The following is a 23,633-nucleotide window of genomic DNA, read 5'->3' on the forward strand; positions in this document are numbered from 1 at the left end:
CCCTGTGGCTACCCTCCGCGCATGATTTCCACGGTTGTCTGGGGTACCGGCAACGTCGGCCGTCTGGCCATCCGCGCCGTCGAGGCCCATCCCGCGCTGAAACTCTCCGCCGTCATCGTCCACAATCCAGCCAAGGCCGGCCGCGACGCGGGCGAACTCGGCGGCCTCGACCACCTGTTGGGGGTCGAGGCCACCGACGACATCGAAGCCGTCCTGGCTGCCCGCCCCCGGGCCGTGGTGTACGCCGCGTCCGGGGACATCCGGCCCGACGAGGCCCTCGCCGACATCACCCGGGCCATCCGGTCCGGCGCCGTCGTCGTCAGCCCCGCCCTCTATCCGCTCTACGACCACCGCAGCGCCCCACCGGAGTTCCGCGATCCGGTGCTCGCCGCCATCGCGGAGGGCGGCGGCTCGCTCTTCGCCTCCGGAGTCGACCCCGGCTGGGGCAACGACGTGCTCCCGCTCCTGCTCAGCGGCCTCGGCACCACCATCGACGTCATCCGCTGCCAGGAGATCTTCGACTACTCCACCTACGACCAGCCGGACTCCGTCCGCCACCTCGTCGGCATGGGCCACCCCATGGACTACGAGCCGATGATGCTCATGCCCTCGATCCCGACCATGGTGTGGGGCGGGCAGATACGGATGATGGCCCGGGCCCTCGGCGTCGAACTCGACGAGATCCGCGAGACGTCGGAGCGCCGCGCCCTCGACACCACCGTGACCACCCGGACCATGGGCGACTTCGAGGCCGGCACCCAGGGTGCGATCCGCTTCGAGGTACAGGGCATCGTCGAGGGCGAGCCCCGCATCGTCATCGAGCACGTCACCCGCATCCACGCCTCCTGCGCACCGGACTGGCCCGCGCCCCCCGACGGCGGCGACGGCGCCCACCGGGTCGTCATCGAGGGCCGGCCGCGCATCGAGGTCACCATCGAGGCCACCGACGAGGGCGAGAACCGCTCGGCCGGCGGCAACGCCACCGCCGTCGGCCGCCTCGTCGGAGCCATCGACTGGCTCACCGAGGCGCAGCCCGGACTCTACGACGCCCTCGACGTCCCGCTGCGCCCCGCCACCGGCAGACTCGGAAGGAAAAAGTCATGAGGATCGACATCCCCGAAGGCCAGCACCCGATCGAGTACGTGTGGGGCGACATGGTCCCCGGCATCGGCATGGCCGCCGCGAACTTCTCCCTGTCGGTGTACGCCCACACCACCTTGGGCCTGCGCGAGTTCGAGGCGGCCCGGCTGCGCGTCGCGCAGATCAACGGGTGCGTCTTCTGCCTCGACTGGCGCACCGAGCGGGACGGGGAGAAGGTCGAGGAGGAGTTCTCCGAGGCCGTCACCGACTGGCGCACCACCGAGCGCTTCGACGAGCGCACCCGGCTGGCGGCGGAGTACGCCGAGCGGTACACCCTGGACCACCACGGCCTCGACGACGCGTTCTGGGACCGGATGACCGCGCACTACAGCCAGTTGGAGATCGTGGAGCTGACGATGAGCATCGGGTCCTGGCTGGCCTTCGGCCGGCTCAACCACGTGCTCGGCCTCGACAGCGTGTGCGTACTGCCCGGTCACTGAGCGGGCCGCGTCGCTCCGGGCGGCGCGGAACGGGGAATGACAAGGGGCCGTTCGGTGAATCCGAACGGCCCCGGCCGCTGGGGGGAGGACGCGGCCCTACGGGAGGTCGGTTGCGATGATCTTCTCTATGTTGCGCTCGGCGAGTGCCGTGATGGTGACGAACGGGTTGACGCTGGCGTTTCCGGGGATCAGCGCTCCGTCGATCACGTACAGGCCGGTGTAGCCGTGCAGGCGGCCGTAGTTGTCGGTGGCCTTGTTCAGGACGGCGCCACCGAGCGGGTGGTAGGTGAGGGTGTCGTTCCAGATCTTGTTGCCGCCGAACAGGTCGGTCCGGTAGATCGTCCCCTCCTTCGAGTTGATCTTGTCGAAGATCGTCTTGGCCATGTTGATGGACGGCTGCTTCCAGGCGGTCTGCCAGCTCAGGTCGGCCTTGCCCGTCGCGGCGTTCCAGGTGAACTCGGCGCGGTTCGGGTTCTTCGTGATCGACAGGTAGAAGGAGGCGTAGGTCTCGATCCCGGTGGGGAGCGGCGCGACCTCGGCGAACGCGCCGCCGGCGTCCCAGTTGTCGATGCCGGAACAGGGGATGGTCGACTGGAGCTTGCCGGTCGGGTCCCACAGGTGGTTGGCGCGGCCGCACATGACGTTGCCGTTGTCGCCCCAGCCCTTGCCGACCTCGTTGTTGAGGTTCGGCAGCGCCCCGGTGGCCTTCAGCTTGACCAGGAGCTTGCTGGTGCCGACGCTGCCGGCCGCGAAGAACACCCGGTCCGCGGTCACGGTCTTGGTGGCCACGGTGTCGCCGGTGGTGTTGATCTGGTCGATGGTGACCGTGTAGCCGCCGCCCGCGGCGGGGGAGACCGAAGTGACCTTGTGCAGCGCCGAGATGGTGACCTTGCCCGTCGCCTTGGCCTGGGCGAGGTACGTCTGCACCAGCGACTTCTTGCCGTGGTTGTTGCCGTAGAGGATCTCGCCGGCCAGGGCGGACTTGGTGGCGGTGCCGGCGGCCTCCTGCTTCATGTAGTCCCAGTCGTACACGTCGGGCACGAAGGTCCACGCGAATCCGGAGCGCTGGGCGTGCTTGCGGCCGACGCGGGAGAACTGGTAACAGTCCGCGGTGTCGAACCACGCCGGGTCGATCATGCCCACACCGAGACCGGCGTTGGCCCGGGGGTAGTAGGTCGCGTACATCTCGTCGGCGTCCACCGACGGGAGGACGGCGGCGAAGTTGGCGCGCTTGGGCGTGACCGCCATGCCGCCGTTGACCAGAGAACCGCCACCGACGCCGCGGCCCTGGTAGACCGTGATGCCGGCGAAGTCCTCGGCGTCGAGGATCCCCGTGTACTTGGGGACGTCCTTGTCGATCGGGAAGCCGAGGAAGTTGCTGAGCGGCGCCTTGGTCCGGGTGCGGAGCCAGAAGGACCGGTAGTCCGGAGTGGTCACCTTCGGGAAGATCTTCCCGTCCGAGCCGGGGGTGTCCCAGGACATGCCCATCTCGATCATCTGCACGTCCACGCCGGCCTGCGCGAGGCGCAGCGCCGCGACGGAGCCCCCGTAACCGGTGCCGATGACCAGGGCCGGTACGCGGGCGCCGTCGGCTATCGGGGCGGCGGCGGGAGCGGCCTGGGCCGGGGTGATGTGGCCCGCCAGGGCCACGGCTCCCAAAATAGAACCAGTTCTACCGATGAATCCACGACGGGAAATTCCCTTCGAGCCATTTCCGGGCAGGGTATTGTCACCCATGCGAGGTTCCTCACTCTCGGTGGAATGGGAACGAGTTCTACTGCCGCGTGCATGTGAAGTCACTACATACGTCTAGGTAACTTTCGGTCAGCGTGTGGCGCGGCAGGGAGGTTCCCGGCGCCGTACCCAGCCCAGGACGAGCGCGGACGCGACCGCGGCGAAGGCGCACCAGGTGGAGGCGAATTCCAGCCGCCACAGCGCTGAGCAGGCCAGCGCCCCGGCGGCCAGCACCACGCCGAGGGTGCGCAGCCGCCGGTCCCCGGCGAGCAGCAGGGCGCCGAGCGTGGCGAACAGGTAGCCCGTCAGGACGAGCGGCATCCACGGAACATTCACGCCGTAGCCGATGGTGCGGCCCCGGATCTCGGCGGTCACCGGCCGGGTCGCGAGGCAGTACGCGAGCACCGCGGCGGTGGCGAGGCCCACGGCCACCGGCCCCCACAGCCGGCGCCGCGTCCCGGGCGCGGCCGCGAGCAGCACCCCCACCGGCACCCAGACCGGCAGCAGCGGCAGGGCGATCGCGGCCCAGGCCGTGGCCGCCGCGGAGCACCCGCCCCCGGAACTCCAGACGGCGGCCTCCACCAGCTGATGTGCGCCCAGCACCAGCGGCAGCGCGGCGATCGGCAGATCGCGGGCCCGCCGCACGCGCGCCGCGCACACGACTCCGACGGCGGCGATCACCGTGCCCGCCACCAGATCGGCCGTCGCGCTCCAGCACACGGGGATCAGCCGGACCCGACCCGGAAGTCAGCCAAGTCCCCGCTTCCCCTCCCGCGGCGGTTCGAGCGGCGGGGCCGTCACCGCGCAGTACGTGTGGCACTGCGGGTGGCACGCCTCGGTGGGCGCGGGGGAGCGTACGGTCGCCCAGGACACGGCGGCGCCGGCGATGAACGCCCCGGTGCACCAGAGCATGGCCCGCCCGAAGGCCGCGTCGAACTGGGTCGCCGAGCGGTACGACTCCGGTCCCATTCCGGACAGCAGCGGGAGCGCCGCCACCGCGAGCAGCCCGGCGACGCGCGCCGCCGCGTTGTTGATGCCGCTGGCCAGGCCGGCCCGGCCGGGATCCACCGAGGCCAGTACGGTCGACGTCAGCGGGGCGACCAGGGCCACCAGGCCCATGCCCATCACGACCATCGCGGGCAGCACGTCCCGTACGTACGAGGCCGCGGGCCCCACCCGCAGCATCAGCAGCGTCCCGGCCGCGCACAGCAGCGGCCCCACCGTGAGCGGGATGCGCGGCCCGATCCGCTCCCCGAGCTCACCCGAGCGGGCCGACAGGAGCAGCATCAGGAGGGTCGTCGGCAGCATCGCGGCCCCGGCGGCCAGCGCCGAGTAGCCGGACACCACCTGGAGCTGGAGCACCGCGAGGAAGAAGAACCCGCCGATGGCCCCGTACACGCACAGGGTGACGAGGTTGACCGCGGTGAACTGGCGGGACGCGAAGATGTCCGGCGGCACCATCGGGTCGGTCCGCCGCCGCTCCACGGAGACGAAGGCGACGGCCAGCAGGACCCCGAGCACCGCCGCGACGGTCACCGCCACCGTGCCCGACCGGGCCTCGATCAGCGCGTAGGTGACCAGCCCCAGGGCGGTCGCACCGAGTACCGCCCCGGCCACGTCGAACCGACCGTGCGCCTGCGGGTCCCGGGATTCCGGTACGTGCCGCAGCGCGACCGGCACGCACACCGCGGCCAGCGGCACGTTCAGCAGGAACACCCAGCGCCAGCCCGGCCCGTCCACCAGCCAGCCGCCGAGGAACGGTCCCACGGCCGCGCCCACCCCGCCGAACCCCGACCACAGGCCGATCGCCCGCCCCCGGTCCTCGGCGCGGATCGAGGCCTGGATCAGGGCCAGGGAGCCGGGCGCCAGCAGTGCCCCGCCGATGCCCTGCAGGGCCCGGGAGGCGATCAGCACCCCGGCGTTCGGCGCGATCCCGCACAGCAGCGAGCCCACCGCGAACCACACCACGCCCAGGACGAAGATCCGGCGCCGCCCGAAGCGGTCGCTCAGTGATCCGCCGACCAGGATCAGCCCGGCCAGGGTCAGCAGATAGGCGTTCACCGTCCACTGGAGCACCGCCAGATCGGCGTCGAGGTCCTCCCCGATGCGCGGCAGCGCCACGTTCACCACGGTCCCGTCCAGCATGGCCATGGTCGAGCCGAGCACCGTGGTCAGCAGGATCCACCGGCCGCGCGCGGACGCGATCGGGACACCGGCTCCGGACGGCTCGGCGGGCGCAGTCATGTCTTCAGGCTGGCCCGCGAGGCCGGGAAGGGCCACCGGGAGGGCGTTGTCCGAGGCCGGGGGATGGCTCGATCCGGCTCAATAGGCCCTCTTGTAATGCACATGACCTCTCCTTCACCATGACCCGCGCACGTCACGCGCACCCTTCCCGCACAACCCGCACACGGCGTACGAGGAGACAACACGTGGCCCAACGCGACAACCGGTCCTCACGAGCCTTAAGGCCCACAAGGTCGACAAGGCCCGCACGGTCCTTACGCGCGGCGCTCGCCGCCCTCACCTCGGTCCTGCTCCTCCCGCTCGGCGCGGGCGTCGCCGCGGCGTCGCAGGACCCCGGTCCCGACGCGCCGAGCGCGGCCGAGCGCAAGATCGAACCCAAGCTCCGCGCCCAGCTCGACGGCTCGGCCAAGGCCGTCTTCTGGGTGTACCTCGACAGTGCCGCCGACCTGACCGCCGCGGGGAAGCAGCAGACCCGCGCCGCCAAGGCCGAAACGGTTCTGCGGACCAAGAGGGACCATGCCGCGCGCAGCCAGGCCGGGATCGTCAAGGCCCTGGAAGGCGCCCAGGCCGAGTACACCTCGTACTGGATCGTGAACGCCGTCCGCGTCGTCGGCAGCGAGAAGCTCGCCGGGGCCCTGGCGCAGCGTCCCGAGGTCGCCCGGATCGACGCCGACGACAAGGTCGAGCTCCCCAAGCCCGCCGAGGGCAAGCGGGAGAAGGCCGCCGCCGACGCCGTCGAGTGGAACATCGACCGGATCAAGGCCCCGCAGGTCTGGGACCAGCTCGGTGTCCGCGGCGAGGGCATCGTCGTCGCCAACATCGACAGCGGCGTCGACTACACGCACCCGGCCGTGAACAACCAGTACCGCGGCAAGAAGGCGGACGGTTCGTACGACCACGCCTACAACTGGTTCGACCCTGCGGGCGTCTGCTCCACCGCGGCCCCCTGCGACAACAACGACCACGGCACCCACACGATGGGCACCATGGTCGGCGACGACGGCGGCGCCAACAAGATCGGTGTCGCCCCCGGAGCCAAGTGGATCGCCGCCAAGGGCTGCGAGTCCAACTCCTGCTCCGAGGCCTCCCTGCTCGCCTCCGGCCAGTGGATCGTGGCTCCGACCGACCTGAACGGTCAGAACCCCCGGCCCGACCTCGCCCCGCACATCGTCAACAACTCCTGGGGCGGCTCGGGCGGCGACACCTGGTACCAGGAGATCGTCAACACCTGGCGGGCCGCCGGGATCTTCCCGGCCTTCTCCAACGGCAACGCCGGCCCCGGCTGCTCCACCAGCGGCTCCCCGGGTGACTACGCGAGCTCCTACAGCTCCGGCGCCTTCGACATCAACAACGCGATCGCGTCCTTCTCCTCGCGCGGCGCGGGCCCCGGCGGCATCATCAAGCCGAACATCGCCGCCCCCGGCGTGAACGTCCGCTCCTCCGTACCCGGCGGCGGATACGAGGCCTTCTCCGGCACCTCCATGGCCTCCCCGCACACCGCGGCCGCCGTGGCCCTGCTCTGGTCCGCCGCGCCCGCCCTCGAAGGTGACGTCGCGCAGACCGAATCGCTCCTGGACGGCACCGCCCAGGACACCGACAGCAGCCAGTGCGGCGGCACGCCCGCCGACAACAACGTCTTCGGCGAGGGCAAGCTCGACGTCCTCGCCGCCGTGAACGCCGCCCCGCGCGGGGCGATCGGCGCCCTCGGCGGCGTCGTCCGCTCCGGTGACCAGCCGCTCGCGGGCGTGAAGATCACGGCCGACGGCCCGATCGACCGCACCGCGACCACGGCCGCCGACGGCAGCTACGCCTTCCCGTCCCTCTCCGCGGGCGACTACACGCTGACCGCCGCCAAGTTCGGCTACGGGCAGCAGACCGCGTCGGCCACGGTGACCGAGAACGCCACCGCCACCGGCGACTTCACCCTCACCCAGGCACCCTCCGGCAAGCTCACCGGCACCGTCTCCTCGGCCGCGGGACCCGCCGCCGGCGCCTCCGTCGCCATCGCGGACACCCCGGTGACCGCGACCGCCGACGCGCAGGGCCGCTTCGAGGTCACCCTGCCGCACGGCACGTACGACGTGAGCGCCACCCACGCCTCGCGCTGCCTCACCGGCGGCACCGCGAAGGTCACCGTCGCCGGCGACGCCACCGTCGCGGTGAACCTCCCCGAGCGCACCGACGGGTACGGCTACGCCTGCGCCACGGCCGGCGACCGCCCGTACGCCGAGGGGAGCCGGCAGCTCGCGCTGACCGGCGACAACACCACCGAGCGCGTCGACCTGCCGTTCCCGCTGCCGCTGTACGGCAAGACGTACGGCCAGGCCTGGATCGGCACGAACGGCACGGTCAGCTTCGGCGGCAACAACACCGGTGACATCAACGGGGACCTCCCGAGCACGGCCACGCCCAACGCGGCCCTGTACCCGTTCTGGGACGACCTGGTCGTCGGCGCCGCGGGCAGCGGCTCGGGCGTCTTCACCGCCGTCACCGGCACCGCCCCGCACCGCAGTTACGTGATCGAGTGGCGCCAGGTGTCCCACTGGTCCGCGCAGGCCGACAAGTTCTCCTTCTCGGCGTCGATCGGCGAGGACGGCACCGTCTCCTACTCCTACAAGGGGACCGGCGGCACCGGCATCAAGGGCGGCTCCACGGCCACGGTCGGCGTCGAGAACGCGGCCGGCACCGACGCCTTCAAGTACTCCTTCAACACCGCGGTCATCACGGACGGCCTGTCCATCGCCTTCCGGACCACCAAGAGCGGTGTGGTGGCGGGCCGGGTGCTCGACGCCAACGACGGCAACGGCGTCGCGGGCGCCACGGTCACCGTCGGCACCGGCGACACGGCGGTGTCGGCGACCACCGCGGCGGACGGCGGATACGTCGTCCAGAGCCCGTCGGGCTCGCTCCCCGTCTCGCTGGCGGCGCCCCAGTACGAGTCCGCCACGGCGACGGTGAACGTCAAGGCCGCCGACGTCACGGCGGTGACGCAGTCCCTGCGCACCGGCAAGGTGACGGCGTCCAAGCCGTCCGTGGAGATCGTGCTCCCGGCGAACCAGAAGCGCACGCGGACCCTGGACCTGACGAACCCGGGCCTCGGCACCGCGTTCACGGTCTCCGAGGACGCGGCCTGGCTGACGGCCACCCCGGCCGGCGGCGACCTCCCGACGGGCGGGAAGATCCCGCTCGCCCTGTCGGTGGACACGACCGGGCTCACCCCCGGGACGGTCCTCACCGCGGACGTGAAGATCACCTCGGCGAGCGGCCGGACCCCGGTCCTCACCGTCCCCGTCAAGGCCGTCGTCCCGCGCTACCAGGTCGCCCTGGACGCGGGCTCCACCGGCGCGAGCACGGACAGCCTGGGCGACGCCTGGTCCCCGGACCGGAAGTACACGACAGGCTCGTACGGCTACCAGGGCAACGGCTCGGTCGAGTCCACCAGCCGCACGATCGCGGGCACGGACGAGCAGCGGCTCTTCCGCAACGCCCGTGAGGGCATGTACGAGTACCGCTTCGACAACGTGCCGAACGGCACCTACACGGTGGAGCTGGGCTTCGCGGAGCTCTCCTCCACCAAGCCGAACAAGCGCGTCTTCGACGTCCTGGCCGAAGGCAACCAGGTCCTGCCCTCCCTGGACATCTCCCTGGAGGCGGGCACGTACAAGGCCCTGACCCGTCAGTACACGGTCACGGTCACGGACGGCGTCCTCAACATCCGCTTCGTCACGCACAACGGATTCGGCAAGCCCCTGCTGAACTCCCTGCGCGTGACCGACCGCCCCGACAAGGGCTGACGCGCTGAGGGGCGGGGCGCTCACGGGCGCCCCGCCCCTTCGCGTCCCCCGCCCCTTCGCGTCCCCCGCCCTTTCGCGTCCCCCGCCCCATTCGGGTGGCGGGAGACGCTAATGCGCCACGACGTGCCGGGAGGCCGGGCCGGGCTCGATAACGTGAGGGACCATGACGCTCCTGAGCGACCAGGCAGACGACATCCGGGCTCTCGTCGAGTCCGCCGATCCCGGGGCGGTCTGGGCCGTCGGCGGCGCCGAGGGCGCCCACGCGGGGTCCGACTCCGCGGGCGCGGACACCGGGAACGGCCGGGGCACGGGCTTCGACGTCGGCGGGCTCACCGCCGTCCTCGCGCTCTGGCCGGTCGTGGGGACCCTCGTCGACGAGGGCGCGATCCACCTGCACACCCCGCTCACCGCCTACGGGGACGAGGCCTCCGCCGGCGCCCCCGCCGGGACCACCGCGCACCACCTGCTCACCCGCCCCGGGGGGACCGCCCTCCTCACCCGCCTCGCCGAACACGTCTGCGGCAGCTCCCTCGCCGACCTCGCGGCCACCCGGGTCTGGCACCCCCTCGACATGGCCGGGACCCGGTTCGCCGACGGCACCCTCCGCGCGCCCCTCGCCGACCTCGTCCGCTTCCTGCGCCGCCTCCTCGCGCCGGCGGACACCGGCGGCCCCCCGGACACCGCCCGCGGCATCACCCGCGCCTGGACCAGCGAGTCCCTCCGCATCCGCACCGGCGAACTCACCCCCGCCCGCGGCCTCCTCTGGCACCCCGCCCCGCACGGCGTCTGGGCCCACCACGCCCCGCAGGACGGCGGCCCCGCGCTGTGGGTCTCCCCGCGCCACGGCCGCTGGGCGGTCCTCCTCCCGACCGGTGGCAGCAGCCCGCTGCGCACCAGCTTCCGCGAGGCCGTGTTCGCCCCAACTCCGCCCAGGTGACGGCCTGTTGTATGCGATGCTGGGTGCCGCCCCACCAGGAGGTCCCGGCCACATGAAGAAGACCCGCCCGCGCGACCGCGACGTGCCCGGGCCACCGCCCACCCCGTGGGACGAGATCGCGCCAGGTCTGTGGATGGGCGGGCACTACTGGACCGACCCGGCGGGGGAGCTGCGGCCCGCCGTGGTGGCCGACGAGTTCGACCTCGTCATCAGCCTCTTCACCCGCACCGGGCACGGCCCCGGCCCGCGCGCCGAGCACGTCGTGGCGCAGATGCCCGACGCCGAACTCACCGCGGACCAGCTCCGCACCGTCCAGCGCCTCGCGCGCACCGCAGGACTCGCCCTCGACAGCGGCCTCACCACACTGGTCCGCTGCCACTCGGGTTACAACCGGTCCGGCCTCGTCGTCGCCCAGTGCCTCGTCGACCGGGGCCTGGCACCCGCCGAGGCCATCGCGCTCGTACGGCGCCGCCGCTCCCCGTGGGCCCTGCACAACGAGACCTTCACCTCCTACCTCACCGCCGGACTCGACGCCGCGGCGCTGCTCGTCGGGCTGGACCCCCTGGCGTAGTCGGGGCGCGGAGTGCGCAGGCGGGACGTACGGTGATGCCGACGTCACCGACCGTTGTCGGTCCGGCTGCGGAGGTACACGGATGCGTACGGTCCAAGGGGTCGCCCTGGACGGGCTCAGGGCCCGGGTTCGGGCCCTCGCCGAGCGGACCGGGCTGCCGGTCCGCTCGGCTCCGGGCACCGTCCGGGTCACCGCGGCGCCCGCCCGCCGCCGCACCGAGCGCGTCGGTCGGTCGCCCCGGGGCGGGACCCCGCCCGCGGACCGGGGGCCGGCCGGGAAGGGGCTCGGCGCGGAAACCGCCGACCGGCGGACATCCGTAAAAGAATCGTTTCGGCATCCGGCCGCCGCCCCCGTCGCCCTCGGCGTCCTCCGCTCCCTCCTGCACGGCCTCGCCCCCACGGGCCCGCGCCGCAGCCCGGGCGCGGTGCGGGCCTCCGCCGCCGCGCTGCGCGCCCTGCGCGCCCGGCACGGCGACGCCCCCGCCCTCGTACGCACCCGCTCCGGCCGGACGGTCCTCGTCCTCCTCGACCCGCAGGACCTGCGCCGCTTCTACGAGGAACCCGTCAGCGTCCTCGCGGCCGACCCGCCGGAGAAGTGCCGGGGCATGGAGGCGGCGGAGCCCGCCGGGACCGGCTGCTCCCGCGCCGAACTGCGCACCGAACGGCGGCAGGTCAGCGCCGAGGTACTGGGCGCGGGCCTGCCCGTGCACCCCTCCTGCGAGCCCTTCCTGGCGGCCGTCGCCGAAGAGGCCCGGCACCTGACCGCCACCGGCACCCTCGACCTGGCCCGCGCCCGGCACGCCGTGAACCGGGCCGCCCGGCGGATCGTGCTCGGCGACGCGGCGGCCGCGGACGAGGAGCTCGCCGGCTGGCTCACCCAACTGCGCGCCGAGGGCAAGGGGCTGCGCGGCGGCCGGGTGCGCACCGCCCGCACCACCCGCTCGGTGCGGGACAAGGCCCACGCCCGCATCCAGGAGTACGCCCGCCACGCCGACGGCGGCACCCTCGTCGGGCGGGCCGCCCGCCACGACGACCCCACCGGCACCCTGGACCCCGTCGCCGAGGCCGAGCACTGGCTGCTGGCCATGGGCGCCGTCCCCGACACACTGCTGCGCACCCTGCTGCTGCTCGGAGCGCACCCCGCGGAGCAGGACGCGGCCGCGGCGGAGGCGACCGCCGAGAGCGCCGCCGGCCCGGGCCGGGGCGAACTGCCCCGGCTGCGGGCCTGCGTACGGGAGTCCCTGCGGCTGTACCCGGTGGTGCCCGACCTGATCCGCGTCACCCGGGCCGAGACCGAATGGCGGGGCGTGCGCTACCCGGCCGGCACCTCGGTGCTGCTGCCGGCCGCGTTCCACCAGCGCGACCCCGAACGGGTACCGGCGGCGCACGTGTTCGTGCCGGGCCGGTGGAAGAACCCGCGCGCGGACCAGGACATCCGGATGGCGCCCTTCAGCCATGGCGGCGGCCGCTGCCCGGGCGACCAGCTCGGCCTGATGATCACGGCCGCGCTCTGCGCCGAGGTGCTGCGGAGCCATCGGATCCGGTCCACCCGGCCGGTCCTGGACCCGGTGGGACCGCTGCCCACGGCGCTCGACCCGCGCGGCATCCGGCTCACCCTCGCCCGACGCTGACGGCGCGCACCCGTCGCCGCGGCTGCTTCCGCCGCCGCTGCCGCCGCTGCCCGACCCCGCTCGCCGCGCGCCCCGCCCGTCCCGCCAGCTCGCCGAACCTGCCGCCCGCTGACCGAAGTTGCCGCCGGTTCACCGAACCGGCGGAAGCCCGCCGCACGTGCCGAAGCCTGCCGAACCCCCACGAGGATCCCATGCCCGACGCCGCGACCTCCGCGTCCACCGACCCGGACGTCGACCTGCTCGACGCCCCGTGCCGCGCCCTTGCCGAGGCCGCCGACGCGGTCGGCGAGGCCGCCCGCCACGCCTCCGGCCTGGCCCTCGGCGCCCGCCTGCCCGCGGCCGCCCTCGCCCGCGGCAGCGCCCGGCGGGGCTGGCGCACCCTGCTCCGTACGCTGACCGACCCGGCGGGCCTCGGCTGGGCCCCGCGCGGCCGGGGCGTGGCCCGGGCCGGCCGGCTCGCCGGCATCCTGGTGAGCCGGGAGAGCCTCGCCATCAGCATCGCCGTCTGCGGACTCAAGGCCCGGATCCGGGCCGCGAGCGCGGGCCGCCCCGAACTCCTGGACGATCCGGGCGCGGCGGCGGTCCTGCGGGCCGTCGGGGCGGGCCGGCAGGCGGAGGCCGTCCGCCTGTTCCGCACGATCATGCGCGACCAGGGCGCCGAGCACGCCTTCGCCCTGCTGGCCCCGTCCTTCGCCGACATCCTCGCCTGGAAGGCGCTGACCGACGCCAACCCCTTCAACGACCACGCCGGCTGGCAGGTCGCCACCGGCCGGGCCGAGACCGCCGAACCGCTGCTGGGGCTCGGCGCCGCCTTCTGGGCGCTCTGCGACCGTGGCCAGGGCCTGCCCGAACGGCCCCCGGCGGGGCGCACGCCCGCCCGCGGCCCGGCCCGGCGCCGGGTCACGGCCCGGCCGCCGCGGCCGGCGCCGCGACCGCCGGCCGGAGACCTGCGCGGCCACGCCGCCGCCCTGCGCACGCACGCGGCCCGGCTGAGCGCGGCCGCCGCCTCGCCGGACTGGCACGGTCCGCAGACCGAGGCCCTGCGCGCCGAAGTCGCGAACCTCGCGGCCCGTTGCGAGAGGGCGGCGGACGGCCTCGCGCTCGCCGCCGCCCAACTGCAGGGCCGGCTCCCCGTGCGGCTACACCACCAGTGACAGCAGCAGGACGAAGCCCAGGCCCACCACCGAGATGATCGTCTCCATCACCGACCAGGTCTTGATGGTCTGCCCGACGGTCATCCCGAAGTACTCCTTGACCATCCAGAAGCCGGCGTCGTTGACGTGGCTGAAGAACAGCGAGCCCGACCCGATGGCGAGGACCAGCAGAGCGGTCTCCGTGGTGGACATGCCGGCCGCGAGCGGGGCCACGAGGCCGGCCGCCGAGATGGTGGCCACCGTCGCCGAACCCGTCGCCAGGCGGATGGCCACGGCGATGAGCCAGGCCAGGAGCAGGGTCGGGATGGCCCAGCCCTTCGACAGGTCGAGGATCATCTGGCCCACGCCCACGTCGATGAGGGTCTGCTTGAAGCCGCCGCCGGCGCCCACGATCAGCAGGATGCCCGCGATCGGGCCGAGGGACTTCTCCACCGTGGCCGACAGCTGCCCCTTGGTGAAGCCGGCCGCCCGGCCGAGGGTGAACATGCCCACCAGTACGGCGGCGAGCAGCGCGATCAGCGGGGAGCCCGCGACGTCGGTCACGCGCTGCACCGGGTTGGCGGGGTCGTTGACCACGATGTCGACCAGGGCCTTGACCAGCATCAGGGCCACCGGCAGCAGCACGGTGAAGACCGTTGCCCCGAACCGCGGGCGGTGCTCCAGGTCGGCCGAGGGGCGCTCCGTGATCATGCGCTCCGGCGCCGGTATGTCCACCCAACGCGCCGCGTACCGCGAGAAGAGCGGTCCGGCGATGATCACGGTCGGGATCGCGACGACCACACCCAGCGCGAGCGTGACCCCCAGGTTCGCGTGCAACGCGTCGATGGCGACGAGGGGTCCGGGGTGCGGCGGTATCAGCCCGTGCATCACGGAGAGGCCGGCCAGCGCCGGGATGCCGATCCGCATCAGGGAGTAGTTCCCCCGCTTGGCCACCAGCAGTACCACCGGGATCAGCAGCACGATGCCGACCTCGAAGAAGAGCGGCAGCCCGATCACCGAGGCGATCAGCACCATCGCCCAGGGCATGGCCCGGCCCTTGGCGCGGGCGAGGATCGTGTCCACGATCTCGTCCGCGCCGCCCGAGTCCGCCAACAGCCGGCCGAGGATCGCGCCGAGGGCGATCAGTACGCCGACGCCCGCGACCGTGGCGCCGAGTCCGGCGGTGAAACTGGCGATGGTCTTGGCCAACGGCGCGCCCGCGAAGACCCCGAGGGCCAGCGAGCCGACCGTGAGGGCGAGGAAGGCGTGCAGCTTGAGGCGGGTGATGAGCAGGACGATGACGGCGATGCCCGCGAGGACGGCGATGCCCAGCTGGGTGTTCCCGGCCGAGGTGATCGGACCGGTGCCGGCCGCTGCCAGTGTCTCGACGCTGAGACTGGTCACGGTGACGTTTCTTCCTTCGTTCCGGTGAGTGGTTCTCGGATGTGCGCTGTCCGGCTGTGCCGTGGCAGGCCGTGGCAGGCCGTGGCAGGCCGTGGCAGGTCGTGTCAGGCCGCGTCAGGCCGTTTCGAGCCGGCGCAGGGCTGCCAGGGCTGCCAGGGCACGTTCGGTGATCTCTTCGGGGGACCCGGACACCTCGACGACGACGCCCGCTTCGTCGTCCTGGAGCGGCTCCAGGGTGGCGAACTGCGAGTCCAGCAGGGTGGTGGGCATGAAGTGGCCCTTGCGGGCCGCCATCCGCTCCTCGATCAGCGGGCGTTCCCCGGTGAGGTGGACGAACACCGCTCCGGGGGCCGCGGTCCGCAGCCGGTCGCGGTAGGCGCGCTTGAGGGAGGAGGCGGCGACCACGCCGCCGCGCAAGCCGGCGCAGTTGCGGATCCACTGGCCGATGGCGTCGAGCCACGGCCACCGGTCCGCGTCGTCCAGGGGGGTGCCGGCCGACATCTTGGCGACGTTCGCCGCCGGGTGGAACGCATCGCCCTCCGCGTACGGAAGGCCGAGCGCCGTCGCGAGCAGTCGGCCCACGGTCGTCTTGCCCGTGCCGGCCACGCCCATCACCACAATGACGCGCTGGGTGCTCACGCCTACCTCGCTGTCCTCGTCGACATCGGTTCGTGCGGCACCACTGAAGCGCATTAAGTAGTACTTATTCAAGAGTGGAGTGGCATACATCGCATCTTTGGCCGACGGGGGTGTGACCGTACGCTTACGCCATGACCACCGAAGGCAGTCCTGGGCAGGGGCTCCACTCCCACGTGCTGGACACCCTCGGCCTCGCGATCACGGCGGGGGAGTACCCGCCGGGCAGCGTCCTGCGCACGGACGAGATCGCCCAACGCTTCGACGCCTCCCGCACGGTGGTACGGGAGGTCGTCCGCGTCCTGGAGTCCATGCACCTGGTCGAATCCCGCCGCCGGGTCGGCGTCACGGTCCGCCCCACCGACCAGTGGAACGTCTACGACCCGCGCGTGATCCGCTGGCGGCTGGCGGGCACCGACCGGCCCCGGCAGCTGCGTTCCCTCACGGTGCTGCGCTCGGCGATCGAGCCGGTCGCGGCGGGGCTCGCCGCGACCCTGGCCACCCCCGAGCAGTGCGCCGAACTCACGGAAGCGGCCCTCGGGATGGTCCGCACCTCGCGGGGCCACCAGCTCGAGGGCTACCTGCACCACGACATCGCGTTCCACCGCGTCGTGCTGAACGCCTCCGGCAACGAGATGTTCGCCCGGCTCGGGGACGTGGTCGCGGAGGTCCTGACCGGACGCACCGAACACGCGGTGATGTTCCACGACCCCGACCCGGCGGCCGTCACCCTCCACGTCCAGGTGGCCGAGGCGGTACGGGAGGGAGACGCGGCCCGCGCCGAGGCACTGACCCGGCAGATCGCGGTGGGCGCGCTGGAGGAACTGGACGTACTGGCCCCCTAGGGGGCCCGGCGGGTCCGCTCACTCGGCGCTGAGTCGCCCGCCCATCCACTCCAGGGCCGGGGGAATCTCACGGTTCCACGTGTTGAAGCTGTGTCCTCCGCGGTCGAGCGTGATCGACGAGACGCGGGCCGGATCCTTCACGGCCTTGATGAACTGCTGGGTCGGCTTGTAGTTCGCCTCACCCTGCAGGGAGGTCGTCACGAGGAACGAGGACGCGGCCTGCGGCCGGTTGGCGAGGTGCCACAGCAGGTCGGATCGTTTCTCCTCGTCCTTGTCGCCGTGGAAGAGATCGCCGGAGTCCTGGTCGATCTCCGGCTTGTAGTCCGCCGAGAGGCCCACCCCGGCCGCGTAGGTCTCCGGATGCTGCACCGTCATCTTCAGGGCGCAGTAGCCGCCGGTGGAGTCGCCGATGATGCCCCAGTTCCGCGCCGAGCCGCCGACGCGGTACGTGCTCGACACGGCCTTGGTGACGTCCGCACCGAAGAAGGTCTCGCTCTGCGGGCCGCCGCCCCGGACGTCGACGCACTGGGTGTTCTCGGCCGAGACGGTGGGCCGCATCATCACCAGGATCATCGGCTGCGCCTTCTTCTCCTTGGCGAGGGTCCAGGCCGTCTTCGGGTACCGCAGCCCCTTCAGCAGGTTCTCCGCCGTGCCCGGGTAACCCGTCAGGACCACGGCCGCGGGGAACTTCCGCTGCTCGTTGCCCTTCTGGAAGTACTCGGGCGGCAGGTACACGTAGGCCTGGCCGGCTCTCCCGGAGCGCTCGCCGTGCAGGTTCACCTTCTCGATCACACCGCTCACCAGTGGATTCCCACCACCGGGCACGCCCGGAGCCTGGCGTCCCAGCACCTCCACGGCCACCCCCGGGCGCACGGCCTCCTGGCGCGCCCGCCCGGCCAGGTCCGCCCAGGAACCGTAGATCAGCAGGCTGCGGTTGGCCGCGAGCGCGACCGACGCGAACAGGAACACCTGCACGAGGACGAGCAGTCCCGCGCGCCCCGCCACCCGTGACCGGCTCCCACGGGCCAGCCGGGGCCAGAGCCACACCGTGGCCGCGAACGTCAGTGCCGTGCCGAGCACGACACACAGCAGGAGCGCACTACTTGTCAGACCCATGGAACAGCGGAACCCTCTACGACGTCTCGATCTGGACGCACCGGTCCAGAGCACCGCCAACCGGTGCGCACCAGGCTAGAGAGGCTCCGGAGCAGAAACGTTCCACTGAATGTCCGCGCGCCCGCAAGATCGTCCTGTCGCGCAGGAGCCCGCAGGGAGAGTCAGCCGCAGCCGCATCCGCCGCACCCGCCACATCCCCCACCGCAGCCTCCGCCGCAGCCACCCGTCGTGGAGTCCGATCTCTTCGACTCCGCGCGCTCCCGCTCCCGTTCGCGCCTTCTCTCCTCGGCCAGGCGCGCCGCCTCCCGGACGGCCTCGCGGTACGAGCGCCCGGCCGGCTTCCAGCCGCGCAGCCCGTGCCGGCGGCGCGGGAGCAGCGAGGTGGCGGTGACGTACGGGACGAGGCGGGTGCCGCCCTCGTAGACGGCGCTCTCCAGGACGACCTCGGCCCCCTCGTGCACGGCTCCGTACAGGACCGCCTCGAAGGGTTCCGCGTGGGCGTCGACGTCGTGGTGGGCCGTGCGCAGGGTCCGTTCCGAGCCGGAGAGGAGGACCCGCCGTCCGGTCAGGATGTCCCGGGCCCGTGCCCGGTATCCGATCAGGGGCGGGCCGGCCGGGGTGTCGGCGTCCGGGTGGAGCCAGTGGTGTCCCGACCGGGAGATCCGTACGCCGACCAGGAGCGCGGGCTGCGGCCGGCCGTTCAGGCGGCGCGCGGCCAGGCGGCGGGCCAGGCCCCGGCCGAGCGCGGTCGTACCGGGCGGCAGGAGGACCAGGGCGAGCATCTGCAAGGCCCACGGGTCGTACGGGTGCGCGCTGCCCGAGGCGCGCCCTTCGAGGAGGGCGCCGCAGGCGAGGGCCGCGGCGGCCCCGAGGCAGCACGCGGAGCCGATGGCGATCCCCGTCAGTCCGCGGCGCCGGTGTGCGGCGGGCAGCGGGTCCGGCAGCGGGAAACGGGCGGGTCCGGCTGCGGCGAGGGCGAGTTGGCGCTGGCGTCGGCGGGCATGGAGCCGGGCCAGCGCCCCGGTGAACGCCCATGCGGCGAGGGCGAGGACCAGGCCGTGGCCCAGCGCGCCCGCCGCGTCGGTGGCGGCGGGGAGCGCGCGGGCGGCGTCCACCGCGATGACGGGCGAGGCCACCAGGGTGGCCACCGGTAAGGAGCGGAACCAGAACGGCAGGGCGATCAGCAGGACGCGCATGGCGTAGCCCCGCCAGTCCTCTCCGCGGGTGGGCTCGGCGTCGCCGAGCGCCGTCAGCACGATCGAGAGGACGACCAGGCCGCCGAGGAGCCGGCCTCCGGCGACGGGAGCGAACGCCGCCGGGACGCGGGCGCGGAGCCAGCGCCGGGCGTCGCCGACGCCCCACGCCACGACCCCGCCCTCCGGTATCCCGGCGGTCGGCAGGTGCTTGACGTAGTCGGTCACGGCGCCAGTATGGGAGCGCCGTGCCGCGGCCCAGAAGGGGCGGCCGCGGCACGGAATCGCTACGGCCGCTTCCGGGCCGGCGCCGGGGGCGGGGCGGGCTCGGAACCGCAGCCCCACCCCGCCCCCGCCCCCGGGTCAGGCGTCGAGCACGGCGAGTTCCAGCTCGTCGAGGCGCTCCGGCTCCGCGACGATGTCGATCTCGGTGATCAGGCCGTCCTCGACGGTGAAGCGGAGTACCAGGAACAGTCGTCCCAGCGGGGCCATCGCGAGGCCGACCACACCGTTGACCAGGGCGGGTTGTGTGGACTGCGCGCGCTGCATGGCGGCCATCGCACCCGTGGCGACCGTGACGGCGCCGGTGAAGAAGAGGGGGGCGGGGGTGGGGCCGACGGCCTTGTCGGCGCGGAGCAGCACGTCGGGGTGGAGCAGCGAGACCAGCGCGTCGAAGCTGCCGCCACGGGTGGCGGCCAGGAAGGCCTCCACGACACGGCGCTGGCGGGCGAGATCGGTCTCGGACACGAGCGGGACCCCCTTGACCCGGCGGCGGGCGCGGCTCGCGAGCTGGCGGGTCGCGGCCGGGGTCTTTTCGATCAGCGGGGCGATCTCGTCGAAGGGCACGGCGAACAGGTCGTGCAGCACGAACGCCAGCCGCTCGGCCGGCGCGAGGGTGTCGAGCACCACCAGCAGGGCCAGTCCGACCGAGTCGGCGAGTACGGCCTCCTGCTCGGGGTCGACCGTGTCCTCACGGCTGACGACGGGGTCGGTGGGATAGGCCTCGATGGAGTCCTCGCGCCGGGACTCGCGCGAGCGCAGCATGTTCAGGCACACGCGCGACACGACCGTGGTCAGCCAGCCGCCGAGGTTCTCGACCTCGCTGATGTCGGACCGGTCGAAGCGTAGCCATGTCTCCTGCACGGCGTCCTCGGCCTCCGCGAGCGAGCCGAGCATCCGGTAGGACACCGCTCTCAGATGAGATCGGTGCTCTTCGAACTGCTCGGTCAAGCCGGAACGGTCGTCCACGGGTCACCTTCCTTCCTCACAGCCCTCACGGCCCTCACAGCGGATCCTCAAAATAGATCATGAAGAAAACGACGGTGTGAGGGGGGAGTTGGGTCCGGGGCCGGGTGCTGCCCCGACGGGACCGGCCGGTCCCGTCGGGGCGAGCGGCGGCTCCCGCCCCGGCTGCTGGATAATGGCGCCGGACAGCAGAAGCACCGGAGACGCCGGGGACACGTGGTGGCCCGGCAGGAGAGGGAGCCCCCGATGGAAGCGCAGCACTTCGAGCGGATCACCGCGTTCATCGAGGCACGGCTCACCCCGCTGTTCGACGCCGAGACGGGCAGCGAGTACGGCTTCGGCATGGACGACACCTCCCGTGCGCTGCGCGCCCTGCGCAACTCCGTCCTGGAGGCGTCCGCCGTCAAGGGCCTCATCGAACAGCGGGCGACGGCCGAGCCGGCCACGCGCCGCGTCATCGACCAGTCGGTCGAGCACAACTGGGACGTGCTGCGCGGCATCGCCCGCCAGTGGGAGGACCACGCCGACTTCCGCCACGAGTTCAAACACCACGCCTGGGAGCTCGACCACCACCACGCCGCCGCGGAGGCCTGAGCCCCGGAGCCCTGAGCCCCGGAGCCCTGAGCCCCGGCGGCCTCACCGCGGCGGCGGTGTGCGGACGGCGCGTTCGGCGATGACCGCGCGCAGGCGCGCCGCCGCGGTCGCCGCCTCCTGCGGCGACGGCGACAGCACCCCGTGCTCGGTCATCAGGGCGTGGAACTGCTGCCGCTCGTAGGGCACTCCGGGCGGCAGCGCCGCGATGTGCCAGTGGAGGTGGGTGTTCCCCTGCTGGCTGCCCAAGGAGTACAGGTAGGTCCGCTCGGACGCGTAGGCCTCCTCGACCGCGAGGGCGATCTCCCGCACCACGAGCATGATCCGGGTGTAGGCCTCCGCGTCCAGATCGCGGACGGCATGCTCGACGTGTGCCTTCGGCGCCACCAGGACCTTCCCGGGGAGCGTGGGCCACCGGTCGAGGAAGGCCACGTGGTGCTCGTCCTCGAATACCGTCTCGTGCGCGTACTCCGGGTCCCCCGCGAGGAACGCGCAGACGAAGCACGGCCCGGTGCGAGTCCGCTCGACGTACCACCCGAGGTCCATGGCCTCGCGCGCCACTGCTCCCGGTCCGGGGCCGGGTCCCGGTCCCGCTCCTGCTCCCGGCTCCGCGGACAAGGTCTAGCCCGCCGTCTTGCGCGGCGTCGTCTGCTGGACCGCCCAGCCGTTGCCGTCCGGGTCCGAGAAGTAGACGAAGGAGCCCCACGGCAGGTCCTGGATCTCCGTCACCTCCACGCCCCGGCCGCGCAGGTCCTCGTACGCCTCCTCGATGTCGGTGACGACGACCTGCATGTTGTCCAGCGACCCCGGGGTCATCCGGGTCAGCCCCTTGCCGATCGCGATCGAGCACGCCGACCCCGGCGGGGTCAGCTGCACGAAGCGGATGTCCTCGCTGACGGTGACGTCGTGGTCGGCGTTGAAGCCGAGCTTCTCGTAGAAGGCCTTGGCCCGGTCGATGTCGGTGACGGGGACGGCGACGAGTTCCAGTTTGATGTCCATCACAGCATCATGCGCCCGACACCGGCGCCTCGCCGTCCGACACCGCGAACTGCGTGCGGTACAGCTCCTCGTACCGGCCGCCCGCCGCCAGCAGTTCGGTGTGCGTGCCCCGTTCCACGATCCGGCCGTCCTCGACCACGAGGATCAGGTCCGCCGCCTGCACGGTCGACAGCCGGTGCGCGATCACCACCGCGGTCCGGCCCGCCAGGGCCTCGGCCAGCGCCTCCTGCACCGCCGCCTCCGAGGTGGAGTCCAGGTGCGCGGTGGCCTCGTCGAGGATCACCACGCGCTGCCGGGCCAGCAGCAGGCGCGCGATGGTCAGCCGCTGCCGTTCCCCGCCCGACAGCCGGTAGCCGCGCTCACCGACCACCGTGTCCAGCCCGTCCGGCAGCGAGGCGACGAGCCCGTCGAGGCGCGAGCGCCGCAGGGCCTCCCAGACCTCCTCCTCGGTGGCCTCCGGCCGGGCCAGCAGCAGGTTGGCCCGTACCGACTCGTGGAACAGGTGCCCGTCCTGGGTGACCATGCCGAGCGTCTCGCGGATCGAGTCGGCCGTCAGGTCCCGTACGTCGATCCCGCCGAGGCGCACCGCGCCCGCGTCGGCGTCGTACAGCCGCGGCAGCAGCTGCGCGATCGTCGACTTGCCGGCGCCGGACGAGCCGACCAGAGCGATCATCTCGCCCGGCTCGGCGCGGAAGGACACCTCGTGCAGCACCTGCGTCCCGCCCCGGGTATCGAGGGTGGCGACGTCCTCCAGGGAGGCGAGCGAGACCTTGTCGGCGGCGGGGTAGCCGAAGGAGACCCGGTCGAACTCCACGGTCACCGGCCCCGCCGGCACCCGGCGGGCGTCCGGCTTCTGCGCGATGAGCGGCTTCAGGTCGAGGATCTCGAAGACCCGCTCGAAGCTCACCATCGCGCTCATCACCTCGACCCGGGCGCCGGCGAGCGCGGTCAGCGGGGCGTACAGCCGCGTCAGGAGCAGGGCGAGGGCGACGACGGAACCGGCGTCCAGGGAACCGCGCAGGGCGTAGAACCCGCCGAGCCCGTAGACGAGCGCGAGGGCCAGCGCCGAGACCAGGGTGAGCGCCGTGATGAAGGCCGACTGGGCCATCGCCGTACGGATCCCGATGTCCCGCACCCGCGCCGCCCGGGCCGCGAACTCCGCGGACTCGTCGGCGGGCCGGCCGAACAGCTTGACCAGCGTGGCGCCGGGGGCGGAGAACCGCTCGGTCATCTGGGTGCCCATCGCGGCGTTCAGCGCGGAGGCCTCCCGCTGCATCGCCGCCATCCGCGCCCCCATCCGGCGGGCCGGCAGCACGAACACCGGCAGCAGCACCAGCGCCAGCAGGGTGATCTGCCAGGAGATGCTCAGCATCACGGTGAGGGTCAGCAGCAGGGTCACCGTGTTGGCGACCACCCCCGACAGGGTGTTGCTGAAGGCCCGTTGGGCGCCGATCACGTCGTTGTTGAGCCGGCTGACCAGGGCTCCCGTCCGGGTGCGGGTGAAGAAGGCGACCGGCATCCGCTGCACGTGGTCGAAGACCGCCGTCCGCAGATCCAGGATCAGCCCCTCGCCGAGGGTGGCGGAGAGCCGGCGGGTCAGCAGGCCCAGCCCGGCCTCCGCGACCGCGATCAGCGCGATCAGCAGGGCGAGCCGGGTGACCGCCGCGCCGTCCCGGCCGTCGACGATGGCGGTGACGACCCGGCTGGCGAGCACCGGTGTGGCCACGGCGAGGAGCGCGGTGACCACGCTCAGCAGGAGGAAGAGGGTGAGCCCGCGCCGGTGCGGGCGGGCGAAGGCGGCGACGCGGCGCAGGCCGGCCCGGGAGAGCGGGCGACGGTCCTGCTGGGCGTTGATCGCGCTGTGCAGCGAGGTCCAGGCGGTGACTTCCATGTCCATGACCCGAACGCTAGGACCTCAACTTAACCTGAGGTCAAGCTTTCGGTGCCGTACCGCCCGCAGGTGTTCCAACTCCGGCCCGTA

At 73.0% G+C, this 23,633-nt stretch carries 20 protein-coding genes; 9 read left to right on the forward strand and 11 right to left on the reverse strand.

The window, feature by feature from the left end:
• Positions 1 to 21: 21 nt before the first annotated feature.
• Positions 22 to 1,104: a dihydrodipicolinate reductase gene (locus tag AB0D29_RS10680; protein ID WP_362853190.1), complete on the forward strand. Its 1,083-nt coding sequence runs from the start codon at positions 22 to 24 to the stop codon at positions 1,102 to 1,104.
• A complete protein-coding gene (locus tag AB0D29_RS10685) occupies positions 1,101 to 1,580 on the forward strand; it encodes a carboxymuconolactone decarboxylase family protein (RefSeq protein WP_362853192.1) in 480 nt (159 codons plus the stop codon). Before AB0D29_RS10680 ends, AB0D29_RS10685 begins: the two co-directional genes overlap by 4 nt.
• Before the next feature lie 96 nt (positions 1,581 to 1,676).
• On the opposite strand, the gene AB0D29_RS10690 is transcribed toward AB0D29_RS10685, so the two are convergent.
• From AB0D29_RS10690 to AB0D29_RS10700, 3 genes are all read right to left on the reverse strand, one after another.
• A complete protein-coding gene (locus AB0D29_RS10690) occupies positions 1,677 to 3,317 on the reverse strand; it encodes a GMC oxidoreductase (RefSeq protein ID WP_362853194.1) in 1,641 nt (546 codons plus the stop codon).
• Between the two features lie 87 nt (positions 3,318 to 3,404).
• Positions 3,405 to 4,034: a DUF6629 family protein gene (locus tag AB0D29_RS10695; protein ID WP_362853196.1), complete on the reverse strand. Its 630-nt coding sequence runs from the start codon at positions 4,032 to 4,034 to the stop codon at positions 3,405 to 3,407.
• 27 nt (positions 4,035 to 4,061) lie between these two features.
• Entirely contained in the window at positions 4,062 to 5,558 is a 1,497-nt protein-coding gene (locus AB0D29_RS10700) for an MFS transporter (RefSeq protein WP_362853198.1), read from the reverse strand.
• A 185-nt stretch (positions 5,559 to 5,743) separates the two neighbouring features.
• Between AB0D29_RS10700 and AB0D29_RS10705 the strand changes: the two genes are divergently transcribed.
• From AB0D29_RS10705 to AB0D29_RS10725, 5 genes are all read left to right on the forward strand, one after another.
• A complete protein-coding gene (locus AB0D29_RS10705) occupies positions 5,744 to 9,352 on the forward strand; it encodes a S8 family serine peptidase (RefSeq protein WP_362853199.1) in 3,609 nt (1,202 codons plus the stop codon).
• A gap of 163 nt (positions 9,353 to 9,515) precedes the next feature.
• Positions 9,516 to 10,289: a hypothetical protein gene (locus tag AB0D29_RS10710; protein WP_362853201.1), complete on the forward strand. Its 774-nt coding sequence runs from the start codon at positions 9,516 to 9,518 to the stop codon at positions 10,287 to 10,289.
• 52 nt (positions 10,290 to 10,341) lie between these two features.
• Positions 10,342 to 10,860 (forward strand): protein phosphatase, encoded by a 519-nt coding sequence (locus AB0D29_RS10715; RefSeq protein ID WP_362853202.1) that lies wholly within the window; start codon positions 10,342 to 10,344, stop codon positions 10,858 to 10,860.
• A gap of 82 nt (positions 10,861 to 10,942) precedes the next feature.
• Positions 10,943 to 12,490, forward strand: a complete 1,548-nt coding sequence (locus AB0D29_RS10720) for a cytochrome P450 (RefSeq protein WP_362853204.1) — start codon at positions 10,943 to 10,945, stop codon at positions 12,488 to 12,490.
• Positions 12,491 to 12,681: 191 nt separating this feature from the next.
• The gene (locus AB0D29_RS10725) at positions 12,682 to 13,644 is read left to right on the forward strand and encodes a hypothetical protein (protein WP_362853206.1); all 963 of its coding nucleotides are present in this window, start codon (positions 12,682 to 12,684) and stop codon (positions 13,642 to 13,644) included.
• Here the strand turns inward: AB0D29_RS10725 and AB0D29_RS10730 are convergent.
• Together AB0D29_RS10730 and AB0D29_RS10735 are read right to left on the reverse strand one after the other, a co-directional pair.
• Complete coding sequence (locus tag AB0D29_RS10730; protein ID WP_362853208.1) at positions 13,630 to 15,027, reverse strand: gluconate:H+ symporter; 1,398 nt, start codon at positions 15,025 to 15,027, stop codon at positions 13,630 to 13,632. The genes AB0D29_RS10725 and AB0D29_RS10730 overlap by 15 nt on opposite strands.
• A gap of 114 nt (positions 15,028 to 15,141) precedes the next feature.
• Positions 15,142 to 15,666, reverse strand: a complete 525-nt coding sequence (locus AB0D29_RS10735; RefSeq protein ID WP_362853210.1) for a gluconokinase — start codon at positions 15,664 to 15,666, stop codon at positions 15,142 to 15,144.
• Between the two features lie 131 nt (positions 15,667 to 15,797).
• Here AB0D29_RS10735 and AB0D29_RS10740 point away from each other — a divergent pair, with 131 nt between their 5' ends.
• On the forward strand, positions 15,798 to 16,508 hold the full coding sequence (locus tag AB0D29_RS10740; RefSeq protein ID WP_362853211.1) for an FCD domain-containing protein: 711 nt from the start codon (positions 15,798 to 15,800) through the stop codon (positions 16,506 to 16,508).
• 18 nt (positions 16,509 to 16,526) lie between these two features.
• Here the strand turns inward: AB0D29_RS10740 and AB0D29_RS10745 are convergent, their stop codons facing one another.
• The 3 genes from AB0D29_RS10745 to AB0D29_RS10755 all read right to left on the reverse strand — a co-directional run bounded on the left by AB0D29_RS10745 (position 16,527) and on the right by AB0D29_RS10755 (position 20,065).
• The gene (locus AB0D29_RS10745; protein ID WP_362853213.1) at positions 16,527 to 17,624 is read right to left on the reverse strand and encodes an alpha/beta hydrolase-fold protein; all 1,098 of its coding nucleotides are present in this window, start codon (positions 17,622 to 17,624) and stop codon (positions 16,527 to 16,529) included.
• A gap of 161 nt (positions 17,625 to 17,785) precedes the next feature.
• Positions 17,786 to 19,045 carry a hypothetical protein gene (locus AB0D29_RS10750; RefSeq protein ID WP_362853214.1) on the reverse strand — a complete coding sequence of 420 codons (1,260 nt, stop codon included), beginning with the start codon at positions 19,043 to 19,045 and terminating at the stop codon, positions 17,786 to 17,788.
• A 135-nt stretch (positions 19,046 to 19,180) separates the two neighbouring features.
• Positions 19,181 to 20,065, reverse strand: a complete 885-nt coding sequence (locus AB0D29_RS10755) for a sigma-70 family RNA polymerase sigma factor (RefSeq protein ID WP_362853216.1) — start codon at positions 20,063 to 20,065, stop codon at positions 19,181 to 19,183.
• A gap of 243 nt (positions 20,066 to 20,308) precedes the next feature.
• Here AB0D29_RS10755 and AB0D29_RS10760 point away from each other — a divergent pair, with 243 nt between their 5' ends.
• The gene (locus tag AB0D29_RS10760) at positions 20,309 to 20,656 is read left to right on the forward strand and encodes a hypothetical protein (RefSeq protein WP_030721652.1); all 348 of its coding nucleotides are present in this window, start codon (positions 20,309 to 20,311) and stop codon (positions 20,654 to 20,656) included.
• 42 nt (positions 20,657 to 20,698) lie between these two features.
• Here the strand turns inward: AB0D29_RS10760 and AB0D29_RS10765 are convergent, their stop codons facing one another.
• The 3 genes from AB0D29_RS10765 to AB0D29_RS10775 are packed head-to-tail and all read right to left on the reverse strand — an operon-like array spanning position 20,699 to position 23,549.
• Positions 20,699 to 21,214 carry an HIT family protein gene (locus AB0D29_RS10765; RefSeq protein ID WP_362853217.1) on the reverse strand — a complete coding sequence of 172 codons (516 nt, stop codon included), beginning with the start codon at positions 21,212 to 21,214 and terminating at the stop codon, positions 20,699 to 20,701.
• A gap of 60 nt (positions 21,215 to 21,274) precedes the next feature.
• Complete coding sequence (locus tag AB0D29_RS10770; RefSeq protein ID WP_362853219.1) at positions 21,275 to 21,652, reverse strand: VOC family protein; 378 nt, start codon at positions 21,650 to 21,652, stop codon at positions 21,275 to 21,277.
• 7 nt (positions 21,653 to 21,659) lie between these two features.
• Positions 21,660 to 23,549 carry an ABC transporter ATP-binding protein gene (locus tag AB0D29_RS10775; RefSeq protein ID WP_362853220.1) on the reverse strand — a complete coding sequence of 630 codons (1,890 nt, stop codon included), beginning with the start codon at positions 23,547 to 23,549 and terminating at the stop codon, positions 21,660 to 21,662.
• Between the last annotated feature and the right edge of the window lie 84 nt (positions 23,550 to 23,633).

The sequence above is a fragment of the Streptomyces sp. NPDC048424 genome (assembly GCF_040651555.1).
GTDB lineage: Bacteria > Actinomycetota > Actinomycetes > Streptomycetales > Streptomycetaceae > Streptomyces.

Excerpts from the sequence above, each read along its gene's own strand:
- AB0D29_RS10725 (WP_362853206.1), top strand. The coding sequence starts at position 12,682 with ATGCCCGACGCCGCGACCTCCGCGTCCACCGACCCGGACGTCGACCTG.
- AB0D29_RS10760 (WP_030721652.1), top strand. The coding sequence starts at position 20,309 with ATGGAAGCGCAGCACTTCGAGCGGATCACCGCGTTCATCGAGGCACGG.
- AB0D29_RS10685 (WP_362853192.1), top strand. The coding sequence starts at position 1,101 with ATGAGGATCGACATCCCCGAAGGCCAGCACCCGATCGAGTACGTGTGG.
- AB0D29_RS10770 (WP_362853219.1), bottom strand. The coding sequence starts at position 21,652 with ATGGACATCAAACTGGAACTCGTCGCCGTCCCCGTCACCGACATCGAC.
- AB0D29_RS10700 (WP_362853198.1), bottom strand. The coding sequence starts at position 5,558 with ATGACTGCGCCCGCCGAGCCGTCCGGAGCCGGTGTCCCGATCGCGTCC.
- AB0D29_RS10690 (WP_362853194.1), bottom strand. The coding sequence starts at position 3,317 with ATGGGTGACAATACCCTGCCCGGAAATGGCTCGAAGGGAATTTCCCGT.
- AB0D29_RS10720 (WP_362853204.1), top strand. The coding sequence starts at position 10,943 with ATGCGTACGGTCCAAGGGGTCGCCCTGGACGGGCTCAGGGCCCGGGTT.
- AB0D29_RS10745 (WP_362853213.1), bottom strand. The coding sequence starts at position 17,624 with ATGGGTCTGACAAGTAGTGCGCTCCTGCTGTGTGTCGTGCTCGGCACG.
- AB0D29_RS10775 (WP_362853220.1), bottom strand. The coding sequence starts at position 23,549 with ATGGACATGGAAGTCACCGCCTGGACCTCGCTGCACAGCGCGATCAAC.
- AB0D29_RS10740 (WP_362853211.1), top strand. The coding sequence starts at position 15,798 with ATGACCACCGAAGGCAGTCCTGGGCAGGGGCTCCACTCCCACGTGCTG.
- AB0D29_RS10710 (WP_362853201.1), top strand. The coding sequence starts at position 9,516 with ATGACGCTCCTGAGCGACCAGGCAGACGACATCCGGGCTCTCGTCGAG.
- AB0D29_RS10680 (WP_362853190.1), top strand. The coding sequence starts at position 22 with ATGATTTCCACGGTTGTCTGGGGTACCGGCAACGTCGGCCGTCTGGCC.
- AB0D29_RS10715 (WP_362853202.1), top strand. The coding sequence starts at position 10,342 with ATGAAGAAGACCCGCCCGCGCGACCGCGACGTGCCCGGGCCACCGCCC.